The 19,464-nt window shown below is 68.9% G+C and carries 21 protein-coding genes; 12 read left to right on the forward strand and 9 right to left on the reverse strand.

Annotated elements, in window-relative coordinates; all coding sequences use genetic code 11:
* Positions 1-29: 29 nt before the first annotated feature.
* Positions 30-938 carry a LysR family transcriptional regulator gene (locus IEZ09_RS18540; protein WP_189254969.1) on the reverse strand — a complete coding sequence of 303 codons (909 nt, stop codon included), beginning with the start codon at positions 936-938 and terminating at the stop codon, positions 30-32.
* A 37-nt stretch (positions 939-975) separates the two neighbouring features.
* On the opposite strand from IEZ09_RS18540, the gene IEZ09_RS18545 reads away from it, so the two are divergent.
* Positions 976-1,980 (forward strand): DUF6461 domain-containing protein, encoded by a 1,005-nt coding sequence (locus IEZ09_RS18545; RefSeq protein ID WP_189254970.1) that lies wholly within the window; start codon positions 976-978, stop codon positions 1,978-1,980.
* Positions 1,981-1,983: 3 nt separating this feature from the next.
* Here the strand turns inward: IEZ09_RS18545 and IEZ09_RS18550 are convergent, their stop codons facing one another.
* The gene (locus IEZ09_RS18550) at positions 1,984-4,530 is read right to left on the reverse strand and encodes an AfsR/SARP family transcriptional regulator (protein ID WP_189254971.1); all 2,547 of its coding nucleotides are present in this window, start codon (positions 4,528-4,530) and stop codon (positions 1,984-1,986) included.
* A gap of 63 nt (positions 4,531-4,593) precedes the next feature.
* Here IEZ09_RS18550 and IEZ09_RS18555 point away from each other — a divergent pair, with 63 nt between their 5' ends.
* The 3 genes from IEZ09_RS18555 to IEZ09_RS18565 all read left to right on the forward strand — a co-directional run bounded on the left by IEZ09_RS18555 (position 4,594) and on the right by IEZ09_RS18565 (position 7,502).
* Positions 4,594-6,216, forward strand: a complete 1,623-nt coding sequence (locus IEZ09_RS18555; protein ID WP_189254972.1) for a C39 family peptidase — start codon at positions 4,594-4,596, stop codon at positions 6,214-6,216.
* Positions 6,217-6,318: 102 nt separating this feature from the next.
* On the forward strand, positions 6,319-6,783 hold the full coding sequence (locus tag IEZ09_RS18560) for a hypothetical protein (protein ID WP_189254973.1): 465 nt from the start codon (positions 6,319-6,321) through the stop codon (positions 6,781-6,783).
* Positions 6,780-7,502, forward strand: coding sequence for an alpha/beta fold hydrolase (locus IEZ09_RS18565; protein ID WP_189254974.1), 723 nt, complete (start codon positions 6,780-6,782; stop codon positions 7,500-7,502). Before IEZ09_RS18560 ends, IEZ09_RS18565 begins: the two co-directional genes overlap by 4 nt.
* Here the strand turns inward: IEZ09_RS18565 and IEZ09_RS18570 are convergent.
* Entirely contained in the window at positions 7,489-8,091 is a 603-nt protein-coding gene (locus IEZ09_RS18570; RefSeq protein WP_189254975.1) for a TetR/AcrR family transcriptional regulator, read from the reverse strand. The two genes, IEZ09_RS18565 and IEZ09_RS18570, sit on opposite strands and share 14 nt — an antisense overlap.
* 81 nt (positions 8,092-8,172) lie before the next feature.
* Here IEZ09_RS18570 and IEZ09_RS18575 point away from each other — a divergent pair, with 81 nt between their 5' ends.
* On the forward strand, positions 8,173-9,114 hold the full coding sequence (locus IEZ09_RS18575; protein WP_189254976.1) for a beta-ketoacyl-ACP synthase III: 942 nt from the start codon (positions 8,173-8,175) through the stop codon (positions 9,112-9,114).
* Between the two features lie 213 nt (positions 9,115-9,327).
* Here the strand turns inward: IEZ09_RS18575 and IEZ09_RS18580 are convergent, their stop codons facing one another.
* From IEZ09_RS18580 to IEZ09_RS18595, 4 genes are all read right to left on the reverse strand, one after another.
* Positions 9,328-10,710 carry an NAD(P)/FAD-dependent oxidoreductase gene (locus tag IEZ09_RS18580; protein ID WP_189254977.1) on the reverse strand — a complete coding sequence of 461 codons (1,383 nt, stop codon included), beginning with the start codon at positions 10,708-10,710 and terminating at the stop codon, positions 9,328-9,330.
* A complete protein-coding gene (locus tag IEZ09_RS18585; RefSeq protein WP_229812687.1) occupies positions 10,707-11,534 on the reverse strand; it encodes a 4Fe-4S domain-containing protein in 828 nt (275 codons plus the stop codon). The genes IEZ09_RS18580 and IEZ09_RS18585 overlap by 4 nt, the downstream gene beginning before the upstream one ends.
* A 162-nt stretch (positions 11,535-11,696) precedes the next feature.
* On the reverse strand, positions 11,697-12,407 hold the full coding sequence (locus IEZ09_RS18590; protein WP_189254978.1) for a DUF4142 domain-containing protein: 711 nt from the start codon (positions 12,405-12,407) through the stop codon (positions 11,697-11,699).
* Between the two features lie 60 nt (positions 12,408-12,467).
* A complete protein-coding gene (locus tag IEZ09_RS18595; protein WP_229812688.1) occupies positions 12,468-13,067 on the reverse strand; it encodes a COG4315 family predicted lipoprotein in 600 nt (199 codons plus the stop codon).
* A 114-nt stretch (positions 13,068-13,181) separates the two neighbouring features.
* On the opposite strand from IEZ09_RS18595, the gene IEZ09_RS18600 reads away from it, so the two are divergent.
* The 4 genes from IEZ09_RS18600 to IEZ09_RS18615 all read left to right on the forward strand — a co-directional run bounded on the left by IEZ09_RS18600 (position 13,182) and on the right by IEZ09_RS18615 (position 15,461).
* Positions 13,182-13,751 (forward strand): sigma-70 family RNA polymerase sigma factor, encoded by a 570-nt coding sequence (locus IEZ09_RS18600; RefSeq protein WP_030468711.1) that lies wholly within the window; start codon positions 13,182-13,184, stop codon positions 13,749-13,751.
* A complete protein-coding gene (locus tag IEZ09_RS18605; RefSeq protein ID WP_189254979.1) occupies positions 13,748-14,491 on the forward strand; it encodes an anti-sigma factor family protein in 744 nt (247 codons plus the stop codon). The genes IEZ09_RS18600 and IEZ09_RS18605 overlap by 4 nt, the downstream gene beginning before the upstream one ends.
* 83 nt (positions 14,492-14,574) lie before the next feature.
* A complete protein-coding gene (locus IEZ09_RS18610) occupies positions 14,575-14,988 on the forward strand; it encodes a hypothetical protein (protein WP_189254980.1) in 414 nt (137 codons plus the stop codon).
* 2 nt (positions 14,989-14,990) lie between these two features.
* The gene (locus IEZ09_RS18615) at positions 14,991-15,461 is read left to right on the forward strand and encodes a YkvA family protein (protein ID WP_189254981.1); all 471 of its coding nucleotides are present in this window, start codon (positions 14,991-14,993) and stop codon (positions 15,459-15,461) included.
* Here IEZ09_RS18615 and IEZ09_RS18620 read toward each other — a convergent pair.
* Positions 15,396-15,881: a GNAT family N-acetyltransferase gene (locus tag IEZ09_RS18620; protein WP_229812699.1), complete on the reverse strand. Its 486-nt coding sequence runs from the start codon at positions 15,879-15,881 to the stop codon at positions 15,396-15,398. The two genes, IEZ09_RS18615 and IEZ09_RS18620, sit on opposite strands and share 66 nt — an antisense overlap.
* A gap of 65 nt (positions 15,882-15,946) precedes the next feature.
* Between IEZ09_RS18620 and IEZ09_RS18625 the strand changes: the two genes are divergently transcribed.
* Genes IEZ09_RS18625 through IEZ09_RS18635 form a run of 3 tightly spaced genes read left to right on the forward strand, consistent with a single transcriptional unit; the run spans position 15,947 to position 19,036 of the window.
* Positions 15,947-17,092, forward strand: a complete 1,146-nt coding sequence (locus IEZ09_RS18625; RefSeq protein ID WP_189254983.1) for a PP2C family protein-serine/threonine phosphatase — start codon at positions 15,947-15,949, stop codon at positions 17,090-17,092.
* Positions 17,089-18,603: a sensor histidine kinase gene (locus IEZ09_RS18630; RefSeq protein ID WP_229812689.1), complete on the forward strand. Its 1,515-nt coding sequence runs from the start codon at positions 17,089-17,091 to the stop codon at positions 18,601-18,603. The genes IEZ09_RS18625 and IEZ09_RS18630 overlap by 4 nt, the downstream gene beginning before the upstream one ends.
* Positions 18,596-19,036 carry a response regulator gene (locus IEZ09_RS18635; protein ID WP_189254984.1) on the forward strand — a complete coding sequence of 147 codons (441 nt, stop codon included), beginning with the start codon at positions 18,596-18,598 and terminating at the stop codon, positions 19,034-19,036. Before IEZ09_RS18630 ends, IEZ09_RS18635 begins: the two co-directional genes overlap by 8 nt.
* Here the strand turns inward: IEZ09_RS18635 and IEZ09_RS18640 are convergent.
* Entirely contained in the window at positions 19,011-19,451 is a 441-nt protein-coding gene (locus IEZ09_RS18640) for a ClpX C4-type zinc finger protein (protein WP_189254985.1), read from the reverse strand. The two genes, IEZ09_RS18635 and IEZ09_RS18640, sit on opposite strands and share 26 nt — an antisense overlap.
* Between the last annotated feature and the right edge of the window lie 13 nt (positions 19,452-19,464).

The raw sequence follows: 19,464 nt of genomic DNA on the forward strand, positions 1-19,464 counted from the left end.
TGGTATGACCACAGCGGTCATACCATTTTCTATTTGCTGATGGGCTCCGCGAAAACGTCACGGGCGGCCTCGATGATTTCTTCCAGGTCGCCGCCGGCCCCGCGGTCGTGCCGCCACAGCAGCCCGGTGTCGAGCTGCGCGCGGAAGTCCTCGAACGGCAGAACCGCCATGTTCTCCAGGCGATATCCCCGCATGGCGCTCTCCTCGTCGAGCATCGAGACGCTGAACCCGAGCCCGCTGGACACGATCTCCGAGGTGCCCTGATACCCGGTGTTGCTGAGCTGAATCCGCTTTTTGATGCCCAGCTCGTACAACTGCCGGTCGAGCTGGTCGAAATACGCGGGCATGATTTCTTCCGGCGCCTTCGCATAGGCGAGATCGGTGAGATCCGCCAGTTTGACCGATTCACGGCCTTCGAACTGATCCGCCGGAACCACGGCACCAAGCCGTTCCGTCATGACGTGCAGCGTGTCGAGCGAGGCCTCCTGCACCGGCAACCGCGCCAGCGTGAGCGCGAGCCGCCCGTCCTTCACCGCAGCGACGAGATCCGCGGTCGTCCCCGGCCACCGCTTGACCTCGAACCGCTCCTCGACCCGCTCGGCGAGCAGGTTCAGCCGCTCCCGCAACGCGGGGTGGATCCCGGCGGGCATGCCGACGAACACGGTGACACGCGCGGGTTTCGTGGCCTGGTCGAGCCGCCACCGAATCGACCCGACCCGGTCGAGCACGTCCCGCGCGATGGGCAGCAGCGCGGCGCCCGCCTCCGTCAGCTCCACGTGGTGCGTGCTGCGGTCGAACAGTCTGCGCCCCAGCTCGTGTTCGAGGTCCTTGATCCGCTGGCTCAGCGGAGAGGCGGCCATGTGCAGCTTGCGCGCGGCCGCCGAGAAGTTGAGCTCCTCGGCGACGGCCACGAAGTACCTGAGGTGCAGCAGTTCCACGTGACCCACACTAGGCCGCGCCCTATCCTCGGGAGGCGTGAAACACGTCGTCGATCACTACTTCGAGCTGTTGTCGGCCGATGTGCTGCCATCGGACTCGTTCTGCCTCACGGCGGTGCGAGGCTTGACCGTCGACGAGGCACTCGAACGCTTCGACGGCTATCCGGGTTGGGATGTCTGCGACCTGGCCGAGGTGGGACAGCGGGCAGCCGCCGTCTACCCGGACGAACTGTTCACGGTCATCGCGGACCAGGTGGACGGCTGGGTGCTGCTCGCGGAGAACAACGGCTGGCACGGGGCGAAAACCTCGGTGCTGCAACGGTTGTCGGCAGGCACGGTGGTCGCCTCGGCGTTCTGGAACGTCAACCTGGACAGCACCATCAGCCTCGCCCGCGACGGCGAGGTGCTCGCCGCGTTCGACTTCGTCATCGACAAGGAGCCTCCCGAGGTTCTCCTGCCACATCTGGAAGGGTTGACGTTCACCGATCCGTACCGCATGACAGCGGAGGCACTCGCGTTCGTCGAAGGGGTTTCCGGCGTGCGGCTCACCGCGGAGTGGGCGACCGGCAGGCACCCCGCGTCGGTCATCGCCGACCTGTGGCGCTTCCGTCAGTCCGACCCCGTGGGCTGGCTCGACATCAACGCACCGGAGGTTCGGGCAGCGCTGAACGTTCTCGACGCGGAAAGCGTCCGGGCGGCCGCGGAAGTGGTGGTGGCTCGGGCGTGCGAGGGTGTCGAGACCGCGGACACCTCGTTGCCGGAGGCGTACCACCGGGTGCTGGAGCTGCGTTGGGAACGAAGCACGCCGCCCGACCCGGCGATGGATCCGATCGCACAACTCAACGCGAGCGTCGTTCGTCGCAACACCGTGCCGGTGGCGGAACGCACGGCCGAGGCTCGCGCGCACGCGATCGCCGCAAACCTTGCGCTGCAAGAGGAAGATCCTGCCGTTGCCCTGGCATCTGCCATGTACAACTTCTGCCAGGCCGATCGCGCGCGATGGCCGGCTCTCGTGACGGAGGTGCGTGCGCACCTGTCCTGACCGTCAGGTGGTCAACCCCGCCAGCTTCCTGGAGGCTTCGGACTCGCCCCACCGGAACCCGATCCGCCGCGACAGCTCCACCGCCTCGCGGTACGACGCCTCGGCTTCCTGCGCCCGGCCCGCCAGCTCGTGCACGATCCCGCGATCGAGCAGCACCCCGGCCTCGATCTGCCGGTCCCCCACCGACCGAGCCAGCCGCAGCGCTTCCTCCGACAGCTCCAGAGCGCGGTCCAGCGAGCCCATCTGCCGGTGCGCGTCGGCCATGTTCGCCAACGCGTGCAGCTCGCCGGACCGGTCGCCGCACGCGCGGAACGTCGTCAAAGTCTCCTCGTAGCAACCCAAAGCCGCCTGCAGGTCACCCCGGGCCGCGTGCACCAGCCCGAGGTTGGTGCGCACGTAGGCCGCGCCCTGCGAGTCCGAGAGCTCCTCGCGCAACGCCAGGGAGGCTTCGAGCGAGGTGACGGCGGCGGGCAGGTCGCGCCGGCGCCAGTGCACGATGCCGAGGTTGTTGAGCGTCACGGCCTCGAGCTGCCGATCGCCCGACGAGCGGGCCAGGGCGAGCGCCGCCGTCCAGTGCTGCTGGGCCTCGGCGAACTTGAAGCCGCGCTCGCAGGCCGCGCCGAGTTCCTTCAGCGCCAACGCTTCCGCGCGCGTGTCGCCCAGGGTGCGCGCGGCTTCCAGGGCGAGGGTGTTCAGCGCTGCCCAGTCCGCCACCTCGGAGCGGCGGCGGAAGTACCAGGACAGGCCAGCCGCGAACGCGATCGCGTCCGCCGGGGAGGCCTGGTGGGCGGCGGCGAGCAGGTTGTCGCGCTCCTCCGCGAGCCAGAGGTCGGCCGGGTTGTCCGCCAGCGCTTCCAGGTAGTGCTTGTGCAGGCGTTCCAGCGCCAGCGACCGCTCCCCCGGCGACTCCGAGCCGCGGCACCGCTCCCGCGCGAACAACCGCAGCAGGTCGTGCAGGGCGAAGCGGCCGGGCACCGGTTCCTCGACGAGGTGGGCGTCGGCCAGTTCGGCGAGGAGTTCCTCGACGTCCGGCACGTCGGTCAGCGCCCGTGCGGCCGCGACGGAGAAGTCCGGGCCGTCGAGGAGGCCGAGCAGCCGGAAAACCCGTGCCACGGCTGGAGATCCGAGTTCCGCGTAGCTCACCTCGAACGCCGACCGCACCGCGACGTCGCCGACCCGGAGCTCGTCGAGGCGGCGCGCCTCGTCGGCCAGGCGCGCGGCCAGCAACGGTGCTGTCCACTGTGGACGGGCAGCGAGCCGGGCGCCCGCGATCCGCAGCGCCAGGGGCAGTCCGCCGCACCAGCGCACGAGTTCCGCCGCGTCGCCGACTTTCCCGGCGACGCCCGCGAGCAGCTGGAAGGCGTCCTCCAGCGGCAGGGCGCCGAGCTTCACGTAGGACGCGCCGTGCAGCGCGGTGAGCGGACGGCGTGACGTGATGAGCACCGCCGAGCCCGGCCCGGTGGGCAGCAGGCGGGTGACCTGGGCCGCGGTGGCAACGTTGTCCAGCACCACGAGCAGCCGGCGTGACGCCGTGAGGGAGCGGTAGCGCAGGGCTTCCTCGTCGCCGGGGCGTTCGCCGAGCGCGCGCAGGAACTGGCTCAGGATCCGGTCGGAGGCGCCGTCGGAGAGGTCGGCGTAGAGCTGGCCGTCCGGGAACTGCGCGGCGATCTCGTGGGCCGCGCGCACGGCGAGGGCCGACTTGCCGATGCCCGCCTGCCCGGTGATCACGCACACCGCGACCCGGTCCTGCCGCAGCTGCGCCCTGATCAGGCTCAGCTCGCGCGACCGCCCTGCGAACGTGACCACGTCCGGCGGCAGCTGCCGGATCGCCGACGCGCCAACGGGTTTCGCGCGCAGGATCTCGGCCTGCAGCCGCCGCAACGACTCCCCCGGCTCGACGCCCAGCTCGTCGGAGAGCACCCGGCGGCACTCCTGGTACGCCGCGAGCGCCTCGGCCGGCCGGCCCGCGCGGTGCAGCGCGACCATCTGCTGCTCGCGCAGGCGTTCGTTCAACGGGTGCTCGCGCACCCACTCGCCCAGGTCCGCGACGATCTCGACGTGCCGCCCGAGGTCGAGCTCGGCCTCGGCGCACTCGACCCGCGCGGCCAGCCGCAGTTCCTCCAGCTGCGCGACGACTCCGCGCAGCAGCCCGGACGCGGCGAGGTCGGCGAGCGCGGGCCCGCGCCACAACGCGAGCGCTTCCCGGTAGCGCTGCGGGGTGCGTTCCCTGCGGGCCACGTCGAGCAGCTCGGTGAACCGGGTGAGGTCCAGCTCGGCGGGGTCGATCGACATCAGGTAGCCGGGCGCCCGCGACAGCAGCCGCGAGCCGACGATCTTGCGCAGCTGGTAGACGTAGACCTGCAGGTTCTTCACCGCGGTCTTGGGCGGCGCGTCGTCCCACAGCACGCTGATCAGCCGGTCGACCGACAGCACCCGCCCCGGCTGGGCGAGCAGCAACGCGAGCACGGCCCGTTGCTTGGGCGGCCCGAGGTTCAGGCGCACGCCATCGTCGGCGTAACACTCCACCGGCCCGAGCACCCGGAACTCCACAGCTCCCGATCGTAACTACCGATCGCATACCGGACACATGCCGTGCGCATTGACGTTTGATCCATGACGAAAACCTCACTGGCCCTGGTGGTGGCACTCGGCGCCCTGGCGGCCTCCCTGTCCCCCGCGCAGGCCGCCGAGCCCTACACCGAGAGCCCGTCCCAGTCACATGCCGTCCGTTCGGGCAGCGGCTACGACGTGATGGTCGGCGGCGTCAAGAGAGCCACCGTCCACGTCAGCGATCCCGCGTACACAGTCCGTTCGACCTCATCGGCCGATGGCTCGCTCACCGCCGTGATCTCCGACTTCAACGGCACCAGCGGCTCTTCCGTGCAGACGTTCGACCGCTACGGCAAGTCTCGCTTCACCGCCCGTGGCGCCATCACGTCGGCCGTCTTCCACGGCTCCACGCTGGCCTACGCCGACGGCGAGAACGTCGTGGTGGACGGCGTGACCGTGGGCAGGTTGGCGGGCCGCGCGCCCGAACTGCTCGGCTTCACCTCCGACGGCACCGGCCTGCTCGCCGTGCAGCACCCGGACGCGGCCGACGACAGCACGTACGTCGGCTCGCTGGTCCGCTTCGACCTGAAGTCGGGCGCCGCGAAGCCGTTGATCACGTCCGGCCAGGAGGCGCTCTACCGCGACTTCAAGCTGGTCGACGTCAAGGGCGAACGGCACGTCAGCTTCATCAAGCACAACGAGATCTACCGCTGCGGCGGCGCCGAACCGCAGTACCTGGGCCTGGCCACCGAGAACGGCGAGATCCGCTCGCTGATCGGCGAGACGCGCCACCACTACCGCAGCGCGGTGTGGAGCACCGACGGCGCGCGCGTCGCCTACGAGGTCATGGGTTGCGTGTCCGACAAGACCCGCGGCCCTCACCAGTTCGACGCGTTGAACGGCGTCTACGTGCGCGACCTCGCCACCCACAAGGCGTCGCGCGTCGTCGAGAGCCTGTCGTTCAACTACGCGCTGACCGGCATCGACGGCTCCGTTCCCGTCATCGGCAGCCCGCAGAAGGGCTACCTGAAGGCCTCCGGCCTCTCCGCCGCCTCGCTCGACGGCGAGGTGACCACGATGGGCCGCCTCAACCGCGCCGAGTACATCCACCAGCTGTGGGACACCCGCAACGAGTTCAACGGCAACTCGTCCTGCGGCCCGACCAGCGCGGTGATCGACCTCGTCACCTACCAGCTGCCGAACGAGTTCGGCGTCCAGGTCTCCCAGCCGTCCTCGCACTGGTCGAAGTGGGGCCGCTACATCACCGACGAGTTCACCAACCGCGGCACCACCTTCAACCGCGCGATGAACGACTGGTCGCGCACCGGCAGCTGGAAGGGCGCCCACGGCTGGATCACCGGCTACTACTGCGGCGGCAACCCGGCCCGCCCGTGCGCCTCCTGGGACTCCGAGCGCGACTTCCTGGCCCGCAACGGCGCCGCCGTGCAGCAGGGCAACTTCACCCCGGCCCAGGTCCGCGCGTTCCTCGACCAGGGCAAGTTCGTGATCATGAGCGGGACGTGGGGGTCGACTGCGGGTCACCTGTCCGTGGTGATCGGCTACCACGACAACGGGTCGTTCTACGTCCACGACACCTATGGGGCGGGCACGGACGGGAGCTACGACGGGGCCAACCAGCTCTACACGTGGAACTACATCGCGCCTGTGCAGATGTGGGCGGCCTGATCTGATCGCCGGTCCCTCCTGTCTGCGGGTACCGCAGGCAGGAGGGACCGGACCGTTCCACTACTTGACGCCAGCCGTCAAGTACTTGCTACCATCCGTCAAGTGGCGACCACCTCGGAGCACGTGCACCTGCGCGACGACCTGATCCGGCTCGTCACGAGCCGCCTGCTCGACCCTCTGGAAATCCTGCTGCCCCAAGCAGACCTGGACGACCTCCACGACCAGGTCCGCATCGACGCCGAGATGTGGGCGGCCCAACTGCTGGGCGACGACGGCAAGCTGGCCAAACAGGTCGCGATCCGCCTGATGGCCGTGCTCTACCCCGGCGACACCCCGTTCGACCCGCCCGACTCGTGGTGGGCCACACCGCTCGGCCGCGTCACCGCACGCCGCGCCGGCCACCCGAGCAAGGAGAACGTGTCGTTCGGCGTGGCCGGCGCGATGCTCGGCATCACCCGGCAGGGAGTCCACGACCTGGTGAGCCGCAACAAGCTCAGCCGCCACCCGGACGGCGGCGTCACCGTCGACTCGATCCGCGCCCGCCTCGACCAACGGAGAGAACTGTGAACCTCGCGGCCCACGACCACGGCGGCGACGGTCCGCCGATCCTGCTGCTGCACGGCGCGGGTGGTGACAGGTCGGCCTGGCAAACGGTTGCGCCGCAACTGAACGGCCGGGCTGTTGCCGTCGACCTGCGCGGGCACGGCCAGTCGCCGGACGGGCCGTGGGAGTGGGAGGCGGTGCTGGACGATCTCGAAGCCACGACGGTCCACTTCGGACTGGGAAACCCCGCCGTCGTCGGGCATTCGCTCGGCGGCATCATCGCCGGCATGTGGGCGCGCAGGCACCCGGAGTGCCCCGCGGTGGTCAGCCTGGACGGGCACCGGTCCGCCGCAACACATCCGGGCAACTACGCCGGGCTCGGCCCGGAGCAGGTCGCGAAGGACCTGGCCGCGCTCAACGCCATCTTCTCCGCGCAGCAGGAGATGATCACCCGGCCGAACCGCGAGATCACGTCGGCGCTGCGCGACGCGCCGGAGTTCCTCAATGCGCTGCCGACCTTCGCCCAGGTCACCAGCCCGTTCCTGCTCGTGCTGGCCACCAGGAACCTGCCGGTGCCACCGGATCTCATCCCGTTGATGGACGCCCATCGCGCAGGATTGCGCCGCGACCTGCCGATCGTCTGTCCCAACGTGGAAGTTCAGGAGATCGACGCGACGCACGGCATGGTTCAGCAGCAGCCCGCCGAGGTGGCCGCGATCGTCAACGCGTTCATCGCGCGCTGAAGAGGCGGTCCAGCGCCTTGCGGGCGCGGACCGGGGCCGAGCTGTCGTGCTCGAGCTGCAGGAAGTGGTTGAGCGCCAGCATGATGCCGATGATCTCGTAGATCAGCTGCTCGACGTCGGTGTCGGCGGGCAGGTCGCCGTCACTGATGGCGCGGCGGGCGTGGATGCGGAGGTCCCTGCGCCACAACGCGTTCATGCCGGCCAGCGCCTCCCGCACGCGGCCGCTGCGGCCGTCGAACTCGGTCGTGGCGGCGGTGAAGAAGCAGCCGCCCGGCAGGACCTCGCGTTCGAGGTACGACACCCAGGCCTCGCAGACCGCCTTGAGCCGCGGCAGGCCGGACGGGAGCTGTTTGACGCGCTGCGGCACCTCGCGGGCGAACACCGCCGCCGCCTCGTCGACCACCGCCAGCTGCAGGCCCTCCTTGGTGCCGAAGTGGCCCAGCAGACCGGCTTTGCTCATGCCCAGCTCGTCGGCGAGCCTGCCGATCGTCAGGCCCTCCAGACCTTCGGCGGAGGCGATGGCGAGGCTCCTGTCGAGGATGCGCTGCCGCGTTTCGAGGGTGTCGGCGACAGAACGACGTGGGCTCACGCACACATCCTAGCCTCTTTAGCTACCGACCGATCGGTTGCTATATTCGGCCGCGCCGTCACCTCGCCGAAGGAGCACACCTTGTCCGGATCCCGTGTCGTCGCGCTCGGCCACCACCAGCCACAGCGGGTGCTGACCAACGCCGACCTGGAGAAGATGGTCGACACCAACGACGAGTGGATCCGCCAGCGCACCGGCATCGCCACCCGCCGCATCGCCGACGACGAGTCGGTCACCGACATGGCGGCGGCAGCGGCGGCCAAGGCCCTCGCGGCGTCCGGCCTGGCACCGTCCGACATCGGTCAGGTCATCGTCGCCACCTGCTCGGCGATCGACCGCTGCCCCTCGATCGCCGCCCAGGTCGCCGGCCGCCTGAGCATTCCCGCCGCCGTCTGCTTCGACCTCAACAACGCCTGCGCCGGCTTCTGCACGGCGCTGGCCACCGCCGACCACACCGTGCGAGCCGGTGCCGCCCGGCACGCGCTGGTCATCGGCGCCGAGAAGATGTCGGACCTGGTCGACTGGACCGACCGCGCCAGCTGCATCCTGCTCGGCGACGGCGCCGGTGCCGCCGTGATCAGCGCCGCCGACGACGCCCGGATCGGTCCCGTCACCTGGGGTTCCGACCCGACGCGCAACAACGCCGTGCGACTGCAGGACACCTGGCAACCGCGCTTCGCCCAGGAGGGTCAGGCCGTGTTCCGCTGGGCCACCAGCGAACTTCCCGCCGTCGCCGCGCAGGCGTGCGAGCGCGCGGGCATCGCCACCACCGACCTCGCCGCCATCGTCACCCACCAGGCCAACCTGCGGATCATCGAGGCCATGACCCGCAAGCTCGACCTGCGCGACGACGTCGTGATCGCGCGTGACGTCGTGGACTCCGGCAACACCTCGGCCGCGTCCGTGCCGCTCGCACTGTCCAAAATGGTCGAACGTGGCGAGCTGCCGTCCGGTCAGCCGGTGCTGCTCTTCGCCTTCGGCGGCGGGCTCTCGTGGGCGGGCCAGGTCGTCACCCTCCCGTAGGAAACTCCCGGGAAACAGGCCGGTGTGGCAGCTCGGGAGCCCGCCGAGCCGCCACACCGTTGGTGACGCACGAGAAGGAGGTTCGCCCACCGGCGCGGGAACGAGCGCATCGCCGCGTGGCGTCATCGGTCCGCCACCTGGCCAACGCGAGCGACGTCGGAGTTCGCCGTCCCCGCTTGCCCTGTGCCGGCGGGCGAATTCCTCCTGACCGGGTTAAGGCCTCGCGCGTCCTCCGCCCACTCGCACCATCTCCGGCCTCGACCGCGAATGCCTCCGCCGCTGCAAAGGCGGGGACATCGACGACGAGACGGACGGGGGAACGGATGATGCGCGGGCGGCGACTGGTTCGGGAACCGGGATCGCGGTGGTGGGCAGGGATTCCGGTGCCGCGGCGACCTTCGTCTCCTCGGCCGGCTGGGTCCACACCGTGAGGCTCTCCTCGACCTTGTTCTGGCGGAACAGTTCCGGGGTCTCGGTGATGATCCGGCCCGGCTGCTCCAGACCCACGATGCCGACGAGCTTTCCGTTGGCGATGAAGCCCGTGAGTCCGTTCACGTCCGTGGTGTCGGTGCCCAGGACGGGCAGACCGGCACCCTGGACGCGCATGCCGTACTGCTCGGTCCAGAAGCGCGGAACCGGCGTGTACGTCTTGGCGTGGTTGCGCCCCACCAACAGGTTCTCGGCGGCGGCACGGCCTCCCTCGACCGCGTTGAGCCAGTGCTCGACGCGGCGCAGGGCGCCGTTGAAGCGCATGTTGGGCCAGCGGGCCACGTCACCGCAGGCCACGATGTTCTCGGCGCCGACCACGTGGTTCGTGGCGTCGCACAGCACGCCGTCGGAGATGTCCAGACCGGAACCGCGCAGCCAGTCGACGGCCGGTGCCGCGCCGACGGCCAGCACGACGCAGGAAGCGAAGAAGACCTGACCGTCGGACAGGTGAATGCCGATGCCGCCGGGCTGACGCACCCAGTGCTTGATGCCGACACCGGTGGCCAGCCGCACACCGTGGTGGATGTGCGCCTCGGTGATCTTCTTGCCGATCTTGTCGCCGACGACACCGCCGAGCAGCGCGGGCGAGCGCACGATCAGTGCGACGTCGCGGCCCATGTGCCGGACCGAGCACGCGAGCTCGCAGCCGATGAAGCCACCGCCGATGACGGCGACGAGACCCTGCGACTGCCGGATGTTCTTGCGGATCGCGACCGCGTCGTCCAGCGTCCGCAGCACGTGCACCCGCGGATCGTGGCGCGGAGCCCCGCCCATCGCCTTGGCGTCGACACCGGTGGCGATGATCATGCCGTCGTACTTGATCTCCTCGCCGCCGGGGACCCAGACTGACTGCTTCTTCGGGTCCAGGTGCAGGGCAGGGGAGTTCAGCCGCCACTCGGCGTCGAGGTCGCCGGAGAACGACAGCAGCGAGTCGTCGGGGTGCCATTCACCCGTGATGATCTGCTTGGACAGGCATGGGCGGTGGTACGGGAGGTGCCGCTCGGCGGACAGGATGGTGATCTGCCCGTCGAAACCCATCTCCCGAAGCCGTTCCGCGGAACGGACTCCTCCGAGCCCGCCGCCGACGACCACGATCCGTTCGCTCACTTCACTCGCTCCCTGATCTCGATCGCGCGCATCGGGCACGCGCGCTGTGCCGCTCTGGCCTGAGCGAAGTGCTCCTCCGGCGGGCGGCGGTTGTAGGTCAGGCGGTTGTCTTCGATCAGCTGGAAAACATCCGGGGCCTCCGCCTGGCAGGTGCCGTAGCGGTGGCATTTCTCGTTGTTGACGCTCACGTCCATCGCGTCGCCCTCGCCGACACCGGGCTCCTTGCCGCGCTCGGAGTCGAGCATGCCGATGCGCATCAGCACCTCGGGCGGCAGGAAGCGGGCCAGGGCCAGGGTCGCGGTCGGGACGAGGACGGTGAGGCCGGCCAGCCAGAGAACGGACAGGTTGCCGTTCGCGATGGCGCCGAACCAGGAGTGGACCACGGTGGCCGCCACGACGATGTACGCCGTCTGATGGAACCTCAGCCACTTGCGGTAGAAGACTTTGTGTCGCATGGAGGCCAGCACGGCGATCGCGAGCATGACCTCGAGGCCGATGATGCCGAGTGCGTGCCGGAAGAGGCCTCCGTCGACGAACGGCAGCACCAGCTTGACGAAGCTGAACGTGCCGGTCTGGATCAACGTGAAGGCGAAGGCGTGGATGCTGCCGAACGCGATCGTCAGCGACGCGAGCACCATGTGCCCGTTCTTCAGTCCCTCACGGCCGGTGAGCTTCTCGGCCCATCCGGTCGCGATGAGCACGCCCCAGGACAAAGTGGCGCACATCATGACGTAAGCCAGCCTGGCGGACAGCTGGGCCATCTTCTTGACGCCGGAGTCGAACTCGGACGCCTGGGCCACCAGGAGCGGAATCTGGCTGGACAACAACTCTTCCTCCGGAAAGAACTTCTCGCGGGAACCCGCCCGGCCCTGTCGTGCAGGAGTGGACACTTTCAGGGCCGGGCGGGTGGGAACAGGTCCGCGTTGGAGTGCCTCTGACCTTGGGACACCACCTCCGTTTCCCGTTGTCTCACGGGGTCTTGCGAACTACCGCACCGGTCGTCGCGGGCGGAGTACTCGGAGCAGGAGGATCGTGAGGACCGCTCCCGCGGCGGTGACCGAGATGATCACCCACATGTTGGGACCCTCGTTGGAGGCCAGGGTCGCGTTGATGATGCCGCCGGCGGGCACGGGCTCTGCGAAGGCGGGATCGCCTGCGAGACCGGTGCTCTCCAGCAACGTCATGTGCTTCATCACCACGTCGATGCCTGCCTGAGCGAACCCGCGGATCACGTCGTTGCGGGTCTGCGTGCGCACCTTCGCGATGAAGGTGAAGACCTGACCGTGCGCGGCGCGCAACCTGGCGACGAACGCCTGGTCGAACGCGTCTCCCTCCAGACCGTTCAGCTCGTCCATCCACGACTGCTGCGCGGGGTTCGGCACGTCGGGGGTGGTCAGGTTGAACTGGGCGGCCGTCTTCTTCGTCAAGGTGTCCAGCATCATGTGGTCGAGCATGATCATCTTGCCGATCTGCTTGACCCGTGCGTTCGACGCCTTGGTGGCCGTGAGCTCACCCATGGGCATCTCCCACAGGCCTGCCTGACGCACCTTGTTCAGCAGTTCTCGGTCGTTCGCGGTCAACGGACCCGACGGGGTGTCCTGCACTCCACCGGTGTCCGCGGGTTGAGCAACAGCTGCGAACGGAGCGGTGAAGAAGAGGAACAACATCGCCAAGACGGTGGCGAGGGCTCTGGTCATCGTCTTGATGTCCTCGATGTTCGGGGGAAGTCGGTAGGGGCTGGAGATCGAGCAGTGGGCTCAGTAGCCGGGCGCGGCCGACGTCGGTGTGGACTGCGGTGTCCCACCGGCCGGCGACGTGGGGGACGTGCTCGGCGTGCTGCTGCTCTTCTTGCTGTTGTTCTGCGCTTTCCCGCCGGTGATCTTGGCGCCGTTCGGGGCGGTGACCCACCAGGTCCCGCCCTTTCCCTGGCCCTTCATGTCACCGGCGACCTTGTCCTCGGCGTAGGTGTATTGCGGATAACCGGCGATGGTGAGCTGCTTGGTGCCGTCCGGCCTGGTCAGGACCCCCATGGAGATCGGGTCCACTCCGGTGGCCATCGGCGTCTTGTCCGCGAGGACCGGCTTCCAGGACTTGAGGCACTCACCCTCGCAGTTGGACTTGGACGGCTTGGGCACGTCCTTGTCGAAGCGGTAGAGCGGAAGCCCGTCCGCGTCGGTGACGAACCACCCCATCTGCTCGGTGTTCGCGATGAAGTACATGTTCGCGCCGCTCAGATCAGCGTTCTTGGCCTGCAGGCCACCGGTTGCCGCACCGCCGGGAGGGGTCGAGGAGCTGCCACACGCCGTGAGGCTGATAGCCAGTGCCGCCAGGGCGGTGATGGCTCGTCCACGTCGCATCGGCAGGTCCTTTCTCGGCTGGGGTACCGAGGAGTACGGACACGATCCGGCAACGGTTCACGAACTTCGTGAGGAATATTTGCCTCTCGACTTGAGACGGTTCATGGGGCAAGGATGTCCCCCGTGGCGCGGCATAGACGTCAACGTGAGTTAGACGAACAATCACCAAGACCGGGATCCCTCGAGGAAGAGTTGATCCGTCGGCTGTACGAGGAATTCGGCAGTGCCCTGCTGGGACACTGCATGAGGTTGACGGGCCATGATCGTCAATGGGCCGAGGACATCGTGCAGGAAACCCTGGTCAGGGCATGGCGCAACGCCGAGAAACTCGAGCGTGACCCCGTGCTCTTGCGGTCGTGGTTGTTCACGGTGGCAAGGCGGTTGGTCATTGACGACAGACGAAAGAGAAGCGTCCGTCCGCAGGAGTTCGAACTGACCCCTTCGGACGAATCGCCGTCGGGTGGCGAGGAGGATCGCACCCTCGCTGCGATCGTCGTCGCCGAGGCGATGAACGGTCTCTCCGAGGAGCACCGGGAGGCTATTCTCGAGACCTATCTGCGGGACCGCACCGTCGGGGAGGCCGCGGCGGCACTGGGTGTGCCACCGGGAACGGTCAAGTCGAGGGTGTACTACGCGCTCCGTGCGTTGCGGCGTGCGTTGCACGATCGGGGAGAGACGCGGTGACAACGGCACCAGATCACCTCGACGTCGCCGCCTACGTGCTCGGCATCCTCGATGCCGATGAGGTGGAGGCGTTCGAGAACCACCTGACGGAATGTCGCAGGTGCGCTCTTGACCTGCGCGACTTCGCGGTGGTGCCGGACCTCATCGACGAGGCCGACGCGGGCGGAATGCTGCGCGGAACAGCTCCGGAACGCCCGGACGGCAAGTCGGTGCGGGTCATGCTCGACGCGGTCGCGGCCCGCAGGAAGCGCAGACGGTGGTTCGTCGCCCAGGGTGTCGCGGCCGCCGCCGCCGGCATCGTGGCGGTGACGGCGGTCGTCACGACGCTGGTCGTGCGCGGCAGCGATGACGGGTCCAACCAGGCCGCACCTTCCAACCCCGGCACGACGACGTCGCAGACGCGGGTGGCGAACAACTCGACGGACTCGTCGATGAAGGTGCAGCAGCAGGACCCGAACAGCGGTGTGTTCACCAAGATCACCGCCTCTGACGAGCCCTGGGGCACCTCGATGGACATCGAGGTCAGCGGCATGATGGGCCCCAGCAAGGGGTCGCTCGTCGCGGTCGGACGCGCGGGTCGCGTCGCCCAGGTCACGTCCTGGTACGCGCCGGAGCCGGTGGCGGGTGACAAGAAGACCATCCGGCTGCAGGCCAACGTGGCCATGCGCTGGCACGAGATCGCGACGTTCCGGATCCAGGACGAGAACGGCAAGGTCCTGCTCGAGGTCGTCGCGTCCTGACGCTTCCCGACACCAGCCCACTGCCCCCGCCGGATCCGTGAGATCCTGTGGGGGCGGTTGTCGTTTTTGGGGAGGCTGTGCACGTGGCGATAGGCCCGTCAGCGGTCGAGCGTTGGCTCGATCTGTCCACAGAGGAGCTGCGCGCTCAGGTCAAGCAGCTCGTGTCCGCCCGGCTACCGGGCGATCACGCTGTGTGGCAGGCGATCCGGCGTCATCCAGCGCTCGTTCCACGCGTCCGCGGTGTCCTCTCCGGACTCGCCGCGACGGCGGCGGGCAGCAAGGACGAGGCCATGCAGAAGGTCTGGATCTCGAAGGCGCGCGCGGCGCTGGACCAGGCCGCTCCGGCGGTCGTGAAGACCGCGCGCAAGCCCGTGGTGAAGGAGGATCCGGCACCGGAAGCGGAGCCGGAGCCCGTCATCGAGCTGAAGCAGCCGGAACCCCAGCAGAAGCAACCACCCAGGCCGGCACCGACGATGCTCTTCCAGGAGCCCAGTTAGCCATGGTCGTCTTCGGATCGCTCATCTCCCTCTCGGGATTGCTGATCCTGCTGTTCCGCAACGCGAGCCTGGGCGGGCTCAGCCCCACCGTCGTCGGCTGGGTGATGATCCCGCTCGGCCTGGTGTTCGCCGTGCTGGGTGTGCTGCGCAACCGTCGCAAGCGCGCCCAGAAGGGTCCCGGCCCCGTCGGCAACCCGATCCAGCGCGCGAAGGCGTTGCCGCGGCTGTGGAAGGCGTGGCGCAGCGGCCGGTACCCGGAGCTGCCGCGCAGCCAGGTGATGCTGTGGGCGGTGGCGCTGGTGTACCTGGTGTCGCCGATCGACCTCGTGCCGGAGCTCCTGCCGGTGATCGGGGTGACCGACGACGCCGGTGTCCTGGTGTGGCTGCTCAGCAGCCTCTCGATCGCCTCAGGGTCGTTCCTGCGCTGGGAGAAGGACCATCGCGACCCGAGTCGCGGGATCGAGTCCCCTTGAGGCCTCCTCGCGCATGATCTCGGCCAGGCCGGGCGACGTTTCGGTCACCGATCGAAATCCGAGGCGTTCGTAGTAGGGCGCGTTCCACGGCACGTCCCGGAACGTGGTCAGCGTCAGGGTCTGCCCGGTCCGCCGGACGTGCTCGATCAGCGCCGCACCGATCCCCTGGCGCGCGTGCGAGGGGTGCACGCTGATCTGGTGAACGTGCCTCGCGCCGTCCACGTCACCCACCGCGATGAACGCCACCGGCACGCCTTGCTCGCCCACCGCGACCCAGACTTCGTGCTCTGCCAGTGCTTCCAGCGACATCGGGTCGTCGTCGGCGATCTCGGGCATGCCGACGTCCCTGAACGGTTCACCGGAGGCTTTTTCGATCTCTCGGAGGTACGGGAGTTCGGCTGGTTGGGCGAGACGGATCAACACGCGCGCAATCCTGGTAGGTCGGACGCGAACCCCGCACCTGAATAACGTTAAAGTCCGACCTGATGCGAACCAAGACCGTGCGCGTCCTCCTGGTCGAGGACGACGATGGCGACGCCCTCCTCGTCGAGGCACTGCTCGAAGAGGCGAGGGCGCCGTTCATCCTGACGCGCGCCCGCTCACTCGCGGAGGCGGAGCGCCTGCTCAGCGACGCCGAGTGCGTGCTGCTCGACCTGGGCCTGCCCGACGCGCAGGGCCTCGACAGCCTGCACCGGCTGCTGAGCAAACCCGACGCGCCCGCGATCCTCGTGCTGACCGGGTTGAACGACGAGCGCGAGGGCATCGACGCGGTGTCGGCCGGTGCGGAGGACTACCTCATCAAGGGCCAGGTCGACGGCGAGCTGCTGCTGCGCGGTGTCCGGTACGCGGTCGAACGGCGACGCGCCGACGACGCCCAGTTCCAGCTGCGCGAGGCGAAGCTGCTCGCCGCGGAGCGCTCCCGCCTGGAACGCGGCCTGCTCCCTCCCCCGCTGCTCAAGAGCTCCGACCTCGACCTCGAGGTCCGCTACCAGCCCGGCGGGCAGCGCATGCTGCTCGGCGGCGACTTCTACGACGCGGTGGGCCTGCCGGACGGGTCGGTGCACGCGATCATCGGCGACGTCTGCGGTCACGGCCCGGACGAGGCCGCGCTCGGCGTCTGCCTGCGCATCGCGTGGCGCGCTCTCGTTCTGGCCGGCGAACCACCGGAGAAGGTGCTGCGGACGCTCGACCAGGTGCTCGTCGCGGAACGGCACGGCGAGGGCATCTTCACCACGGCCTGCGTGGTCACCGTGGCACCTGACCGGCGGTCGGCGCGCTACTTCCTCGCCGGGCACCCCGAGCCGTTGCTGGTGGTGGGCCAGCAGATCCTCGACCTGCCGCAGTCCAAGATCGGCGTGCCGCTGGGCGTGCTGCCGGACTACGCGTGGACCGGTGTGGACGTTCCGCTGCCGCCCGGCTGGCAGCTCGTCTGCTACACGGATGGCCTGATCGAGGGCCGGGTACCCGGTGACACCGATCGGCTCGGCGTCGAGCGCCTGTGCGAGATCCTGCGCGAACACCTGCGGCGGGGTCCCGACTGGCTGGACCCCCTGATCGCGGAGGTGACGGAGCTCAACGGAGGGGAACTCGACGACGACATGGCCGTGCTGCTGTTGAAGGACCCCAGGTGAAGCTGCCGGAGAGGCTGCCTGCGAGCAGGCTGCTGATCGCGATCGTCACGATCCTGCTGGCCATGACCGCTGCGGCCATCTCCTCGACGGTCATCGCGCTCGACTCCCTCGACGACGCGCGCAAGCAGTCGATCGAGCGGATCGCGCCCGCGGAACGCAGGGCGAAGGACCTGAGTCGCGCGCTGCTCGACCAGGAGACCGGCGTGCGCGGGTACGTGCTGACCGGCGAGCAGGGCTTTCTCAGTCCGTACCTCGACGGGCAGACCTACCAGGTGCAGGCCGAGCAGGCCGTGACCAGCCTCGTCGGCGACGTCGGCGGCCGGGTGAGCCGCATCGACGAGCTCTCACGGCAGTGGCGGGCGGAGTACGCGGAACCCGTGATCGCGGGCACCCGCCAGTCCGGCCCCGGCACCGCGCCCGGTGGGGCCATCGACCGCGGCAAGACCCTGTTCGACCAGCTCCGCGTCGAGCTCGACGCGCTGCAGGTCGACATCGGCAATCTCGGTGAGACCGCGCGCCAGGACGTGGAGCACGCCGCGAAGGTCGTCCTGTGGCTGGTGATCGGCATGGGTGTGCTGCTGGTCGCGGTGATCGGCGGGCTGTCGTTGCTGCTGTACCGCCTGCTGGTCGCACCGCTCGCGGAGCTGGCCGAGCAGGTCCGGCAGGTCGCGTCCGGCGACTTCGAGCACGAGATCGACGCGCACGGGCCGCGTGAGACGGTGATGCTCGGCGAGGACGTCGACGCCATGCGCCGGCGGATCCTGCAGGAGCTCGCCACGCTGGACGCCGCTTCCACCGAGCTGCAGCGGTCGAACTCGGAGCTGGAGCAGTTCGCCTACGTCGCCTCGCACGACCTGCAGGAGCCGCTGCGCAAGGTGGCGTCGTTCTGCCAGCTGCTGCAACGACGCTACGGCGGGAAGCTCGACGAACGCGCGGACCAGTACATCGAGTTCGCCGTGGACGGCGCCAAGCGGATGCAGGGGCTGATCAACGACCTGCTGGCGTTCTCCCGCGTCGGCCGCATCACCCGCGAACGCACGCTGGTCGACCTCGGCGAGGTCGTGCGCCAGGTCGTGGACAGCTTCTCCGAGCGCATCGAGGAGACCAACGCCCAGGTCGTGGCCGGGGAGCTGCCTTCAGTGCGAGGTGAGGCGACTCTGCTCAGCGCGGTGTTCCAGAACCTGATAAGCAATGCCCTGAAGTTCCGGGGCTCCGTGGACCCGGTCGTCAACATCGAGGCCGAGCGTGACGGGGACATGTGGCAGTTCACCGTGCACGACAACGGCATCGGAATCGAGCCGGAGTACGCTGACCGGATCTTCATCATCTTCCAGCGCCTGCACCCGAAGGACGCCTATCCGGGCACGGGCATCGGGCTGGCGATGTGCCGGAAGATCGTCGAGTACCACGGCGGGACCATCTGGCTGAAGACCGATGCGGGCGCCGGCACCACGTTCCAGTTCACCTTGCCCGTCGCCCCAGAAGACCTGGTTGAGGAAACACATGAATGACGCATCGTTGAACGTGATCGACGTCCTGCTCGTCGAGGACGACCCCGGCGACGCGCTGATGACGCAGGAAGCCTTCGAGCACCACAAGATCCGCAACACCCTGCACGTGGTGAAGGACGGCGTGGAGGCCCTGGCGTTCCTGCGGCGTGAGGGCGAGTACGCCGACGCGCCGCGGCCGGGCCTGATCCTGCTCGACCTGAACCTGCCCCGCAAGGACGGCCGCGAGGTGCTGGCCGAGGTGAAGGCGGACGCCGAGCTGCGGTCGATTCCCGTGGTGGTGCTGACGACCTCGGACGCGGAGGAGGACATCCTGCGCAGCTACAGCCTGCACGCCAACGCGTACGTCACGAAGCCGGTGGACTTCGAGAGGTTCATCGAGGTGGTTCGTCAGATCGACGACTTCTTCGTCACCGTGGTGAAGCTGCCGCGCTGATGACGGCTGCGCCGAAGTCGAGGCAGGAGCGGCAGATCCGCGCGTCCGCCCGCTCGTGGACGGGCTTGGTCTCGCCGCAGAACGAACACTCGGCGGTCTCACCGACCTGAGCACCGGCGACGCAGAGGTCGCAGATCATCGTGCTCGGTCCGGCGATCATCTTGTCGACGTCGTTGCCGCTGCGATCGCAGAACGAGCACAGTTCCGTGCGCTTCGAGTGCTCGACGATCTGGTGCACGCGCTGATGGCTCATCTTCAGCGCTTCCGCGATCTCGCGCATCGACCCGCCCGCGCGGTGCAGGCGCAGCACGCTGTGGTGGTAGACGGCCTTGGCGATGTCCGCTTGGTCCTGTGCGGCCGCCGCGGCGGTGCCAGCCTTGCGCGCCGCCGCCAGCAACTCCTCGTCCAGCGTCATGGCGTCTAGGGTA

The sequence above is a fragment of the Lentzea flava genome, assembly GCF_014648475.1.
Classification (GTDB): domain Bacteria; phylum Actinomycetota; class Actinomycetes; order Mycobacteriales; family Pseudonocardiaceae; genus Lentzea; species Lentzea flava.

Excerpts from the sequence above, each read along its gene's own strand:
- IEZ09_RS18555 (WP_189254972.1), top strand. The coding sequence starts at position 4,594 with ATGACGAAAACCTCACTGGCCCTGGTGGTGGCACTCGGCGCCCTGGCG.
- IEZ09_RS18640 (WP_189254985.1), bottom strand. The coding sequence starts at position 19,451 with ATGACGCTGGACGAGGAGTTGCTGGCGGCGGCGCGCAAGGCTGGCACC.
- IEZ09_RS18625 (WP_189254983.1), top strand. The coding sequence starts at position 15,947 with ATGCGAACCAAGACCGTGCGCGTCCTCCTGGTCGAGGACGACGATGGC.
- IEZ09_RS18595 (WP_229812688.1), bottom strand. The coding sequence starts at position 13,067 with ATGCGACGTGGACGAGCCATCACCGCCCTGGCGGCACTGGCTATCAGC.
- IEZ09_RS18600 (WP_030468711.1), top strand. The coding sequence starts at position 13,182 with ATGTCCCCCGTGGCGCGGCATAGACGTCAACGTGAGTTAGACGAACAA.
- IEZ09_RS18635 (WP_189254984.1), top strand. The coding sequence starts at position 18,596 with ATGAATGACGCATCGTTGAACGTGATCGACGTCCTGCTCGTCGAGGAC.
- IEZ09_RS18615 (WP_189254981.1), top strand. The coding sequence starts at position 14,991 with ATGGTCGTCTTCGGATCGCTCATCTCCCTCTCGGGATTGCTGATCCTG.
- IEZ09_RS18590 (WP_189254978.1), bottom strand. The coding sequence starts at position 12,407 with ATGACCAGAGCCCTCGCCACCGTCTTGGCGATGTTGTTCCTCTTCTTC.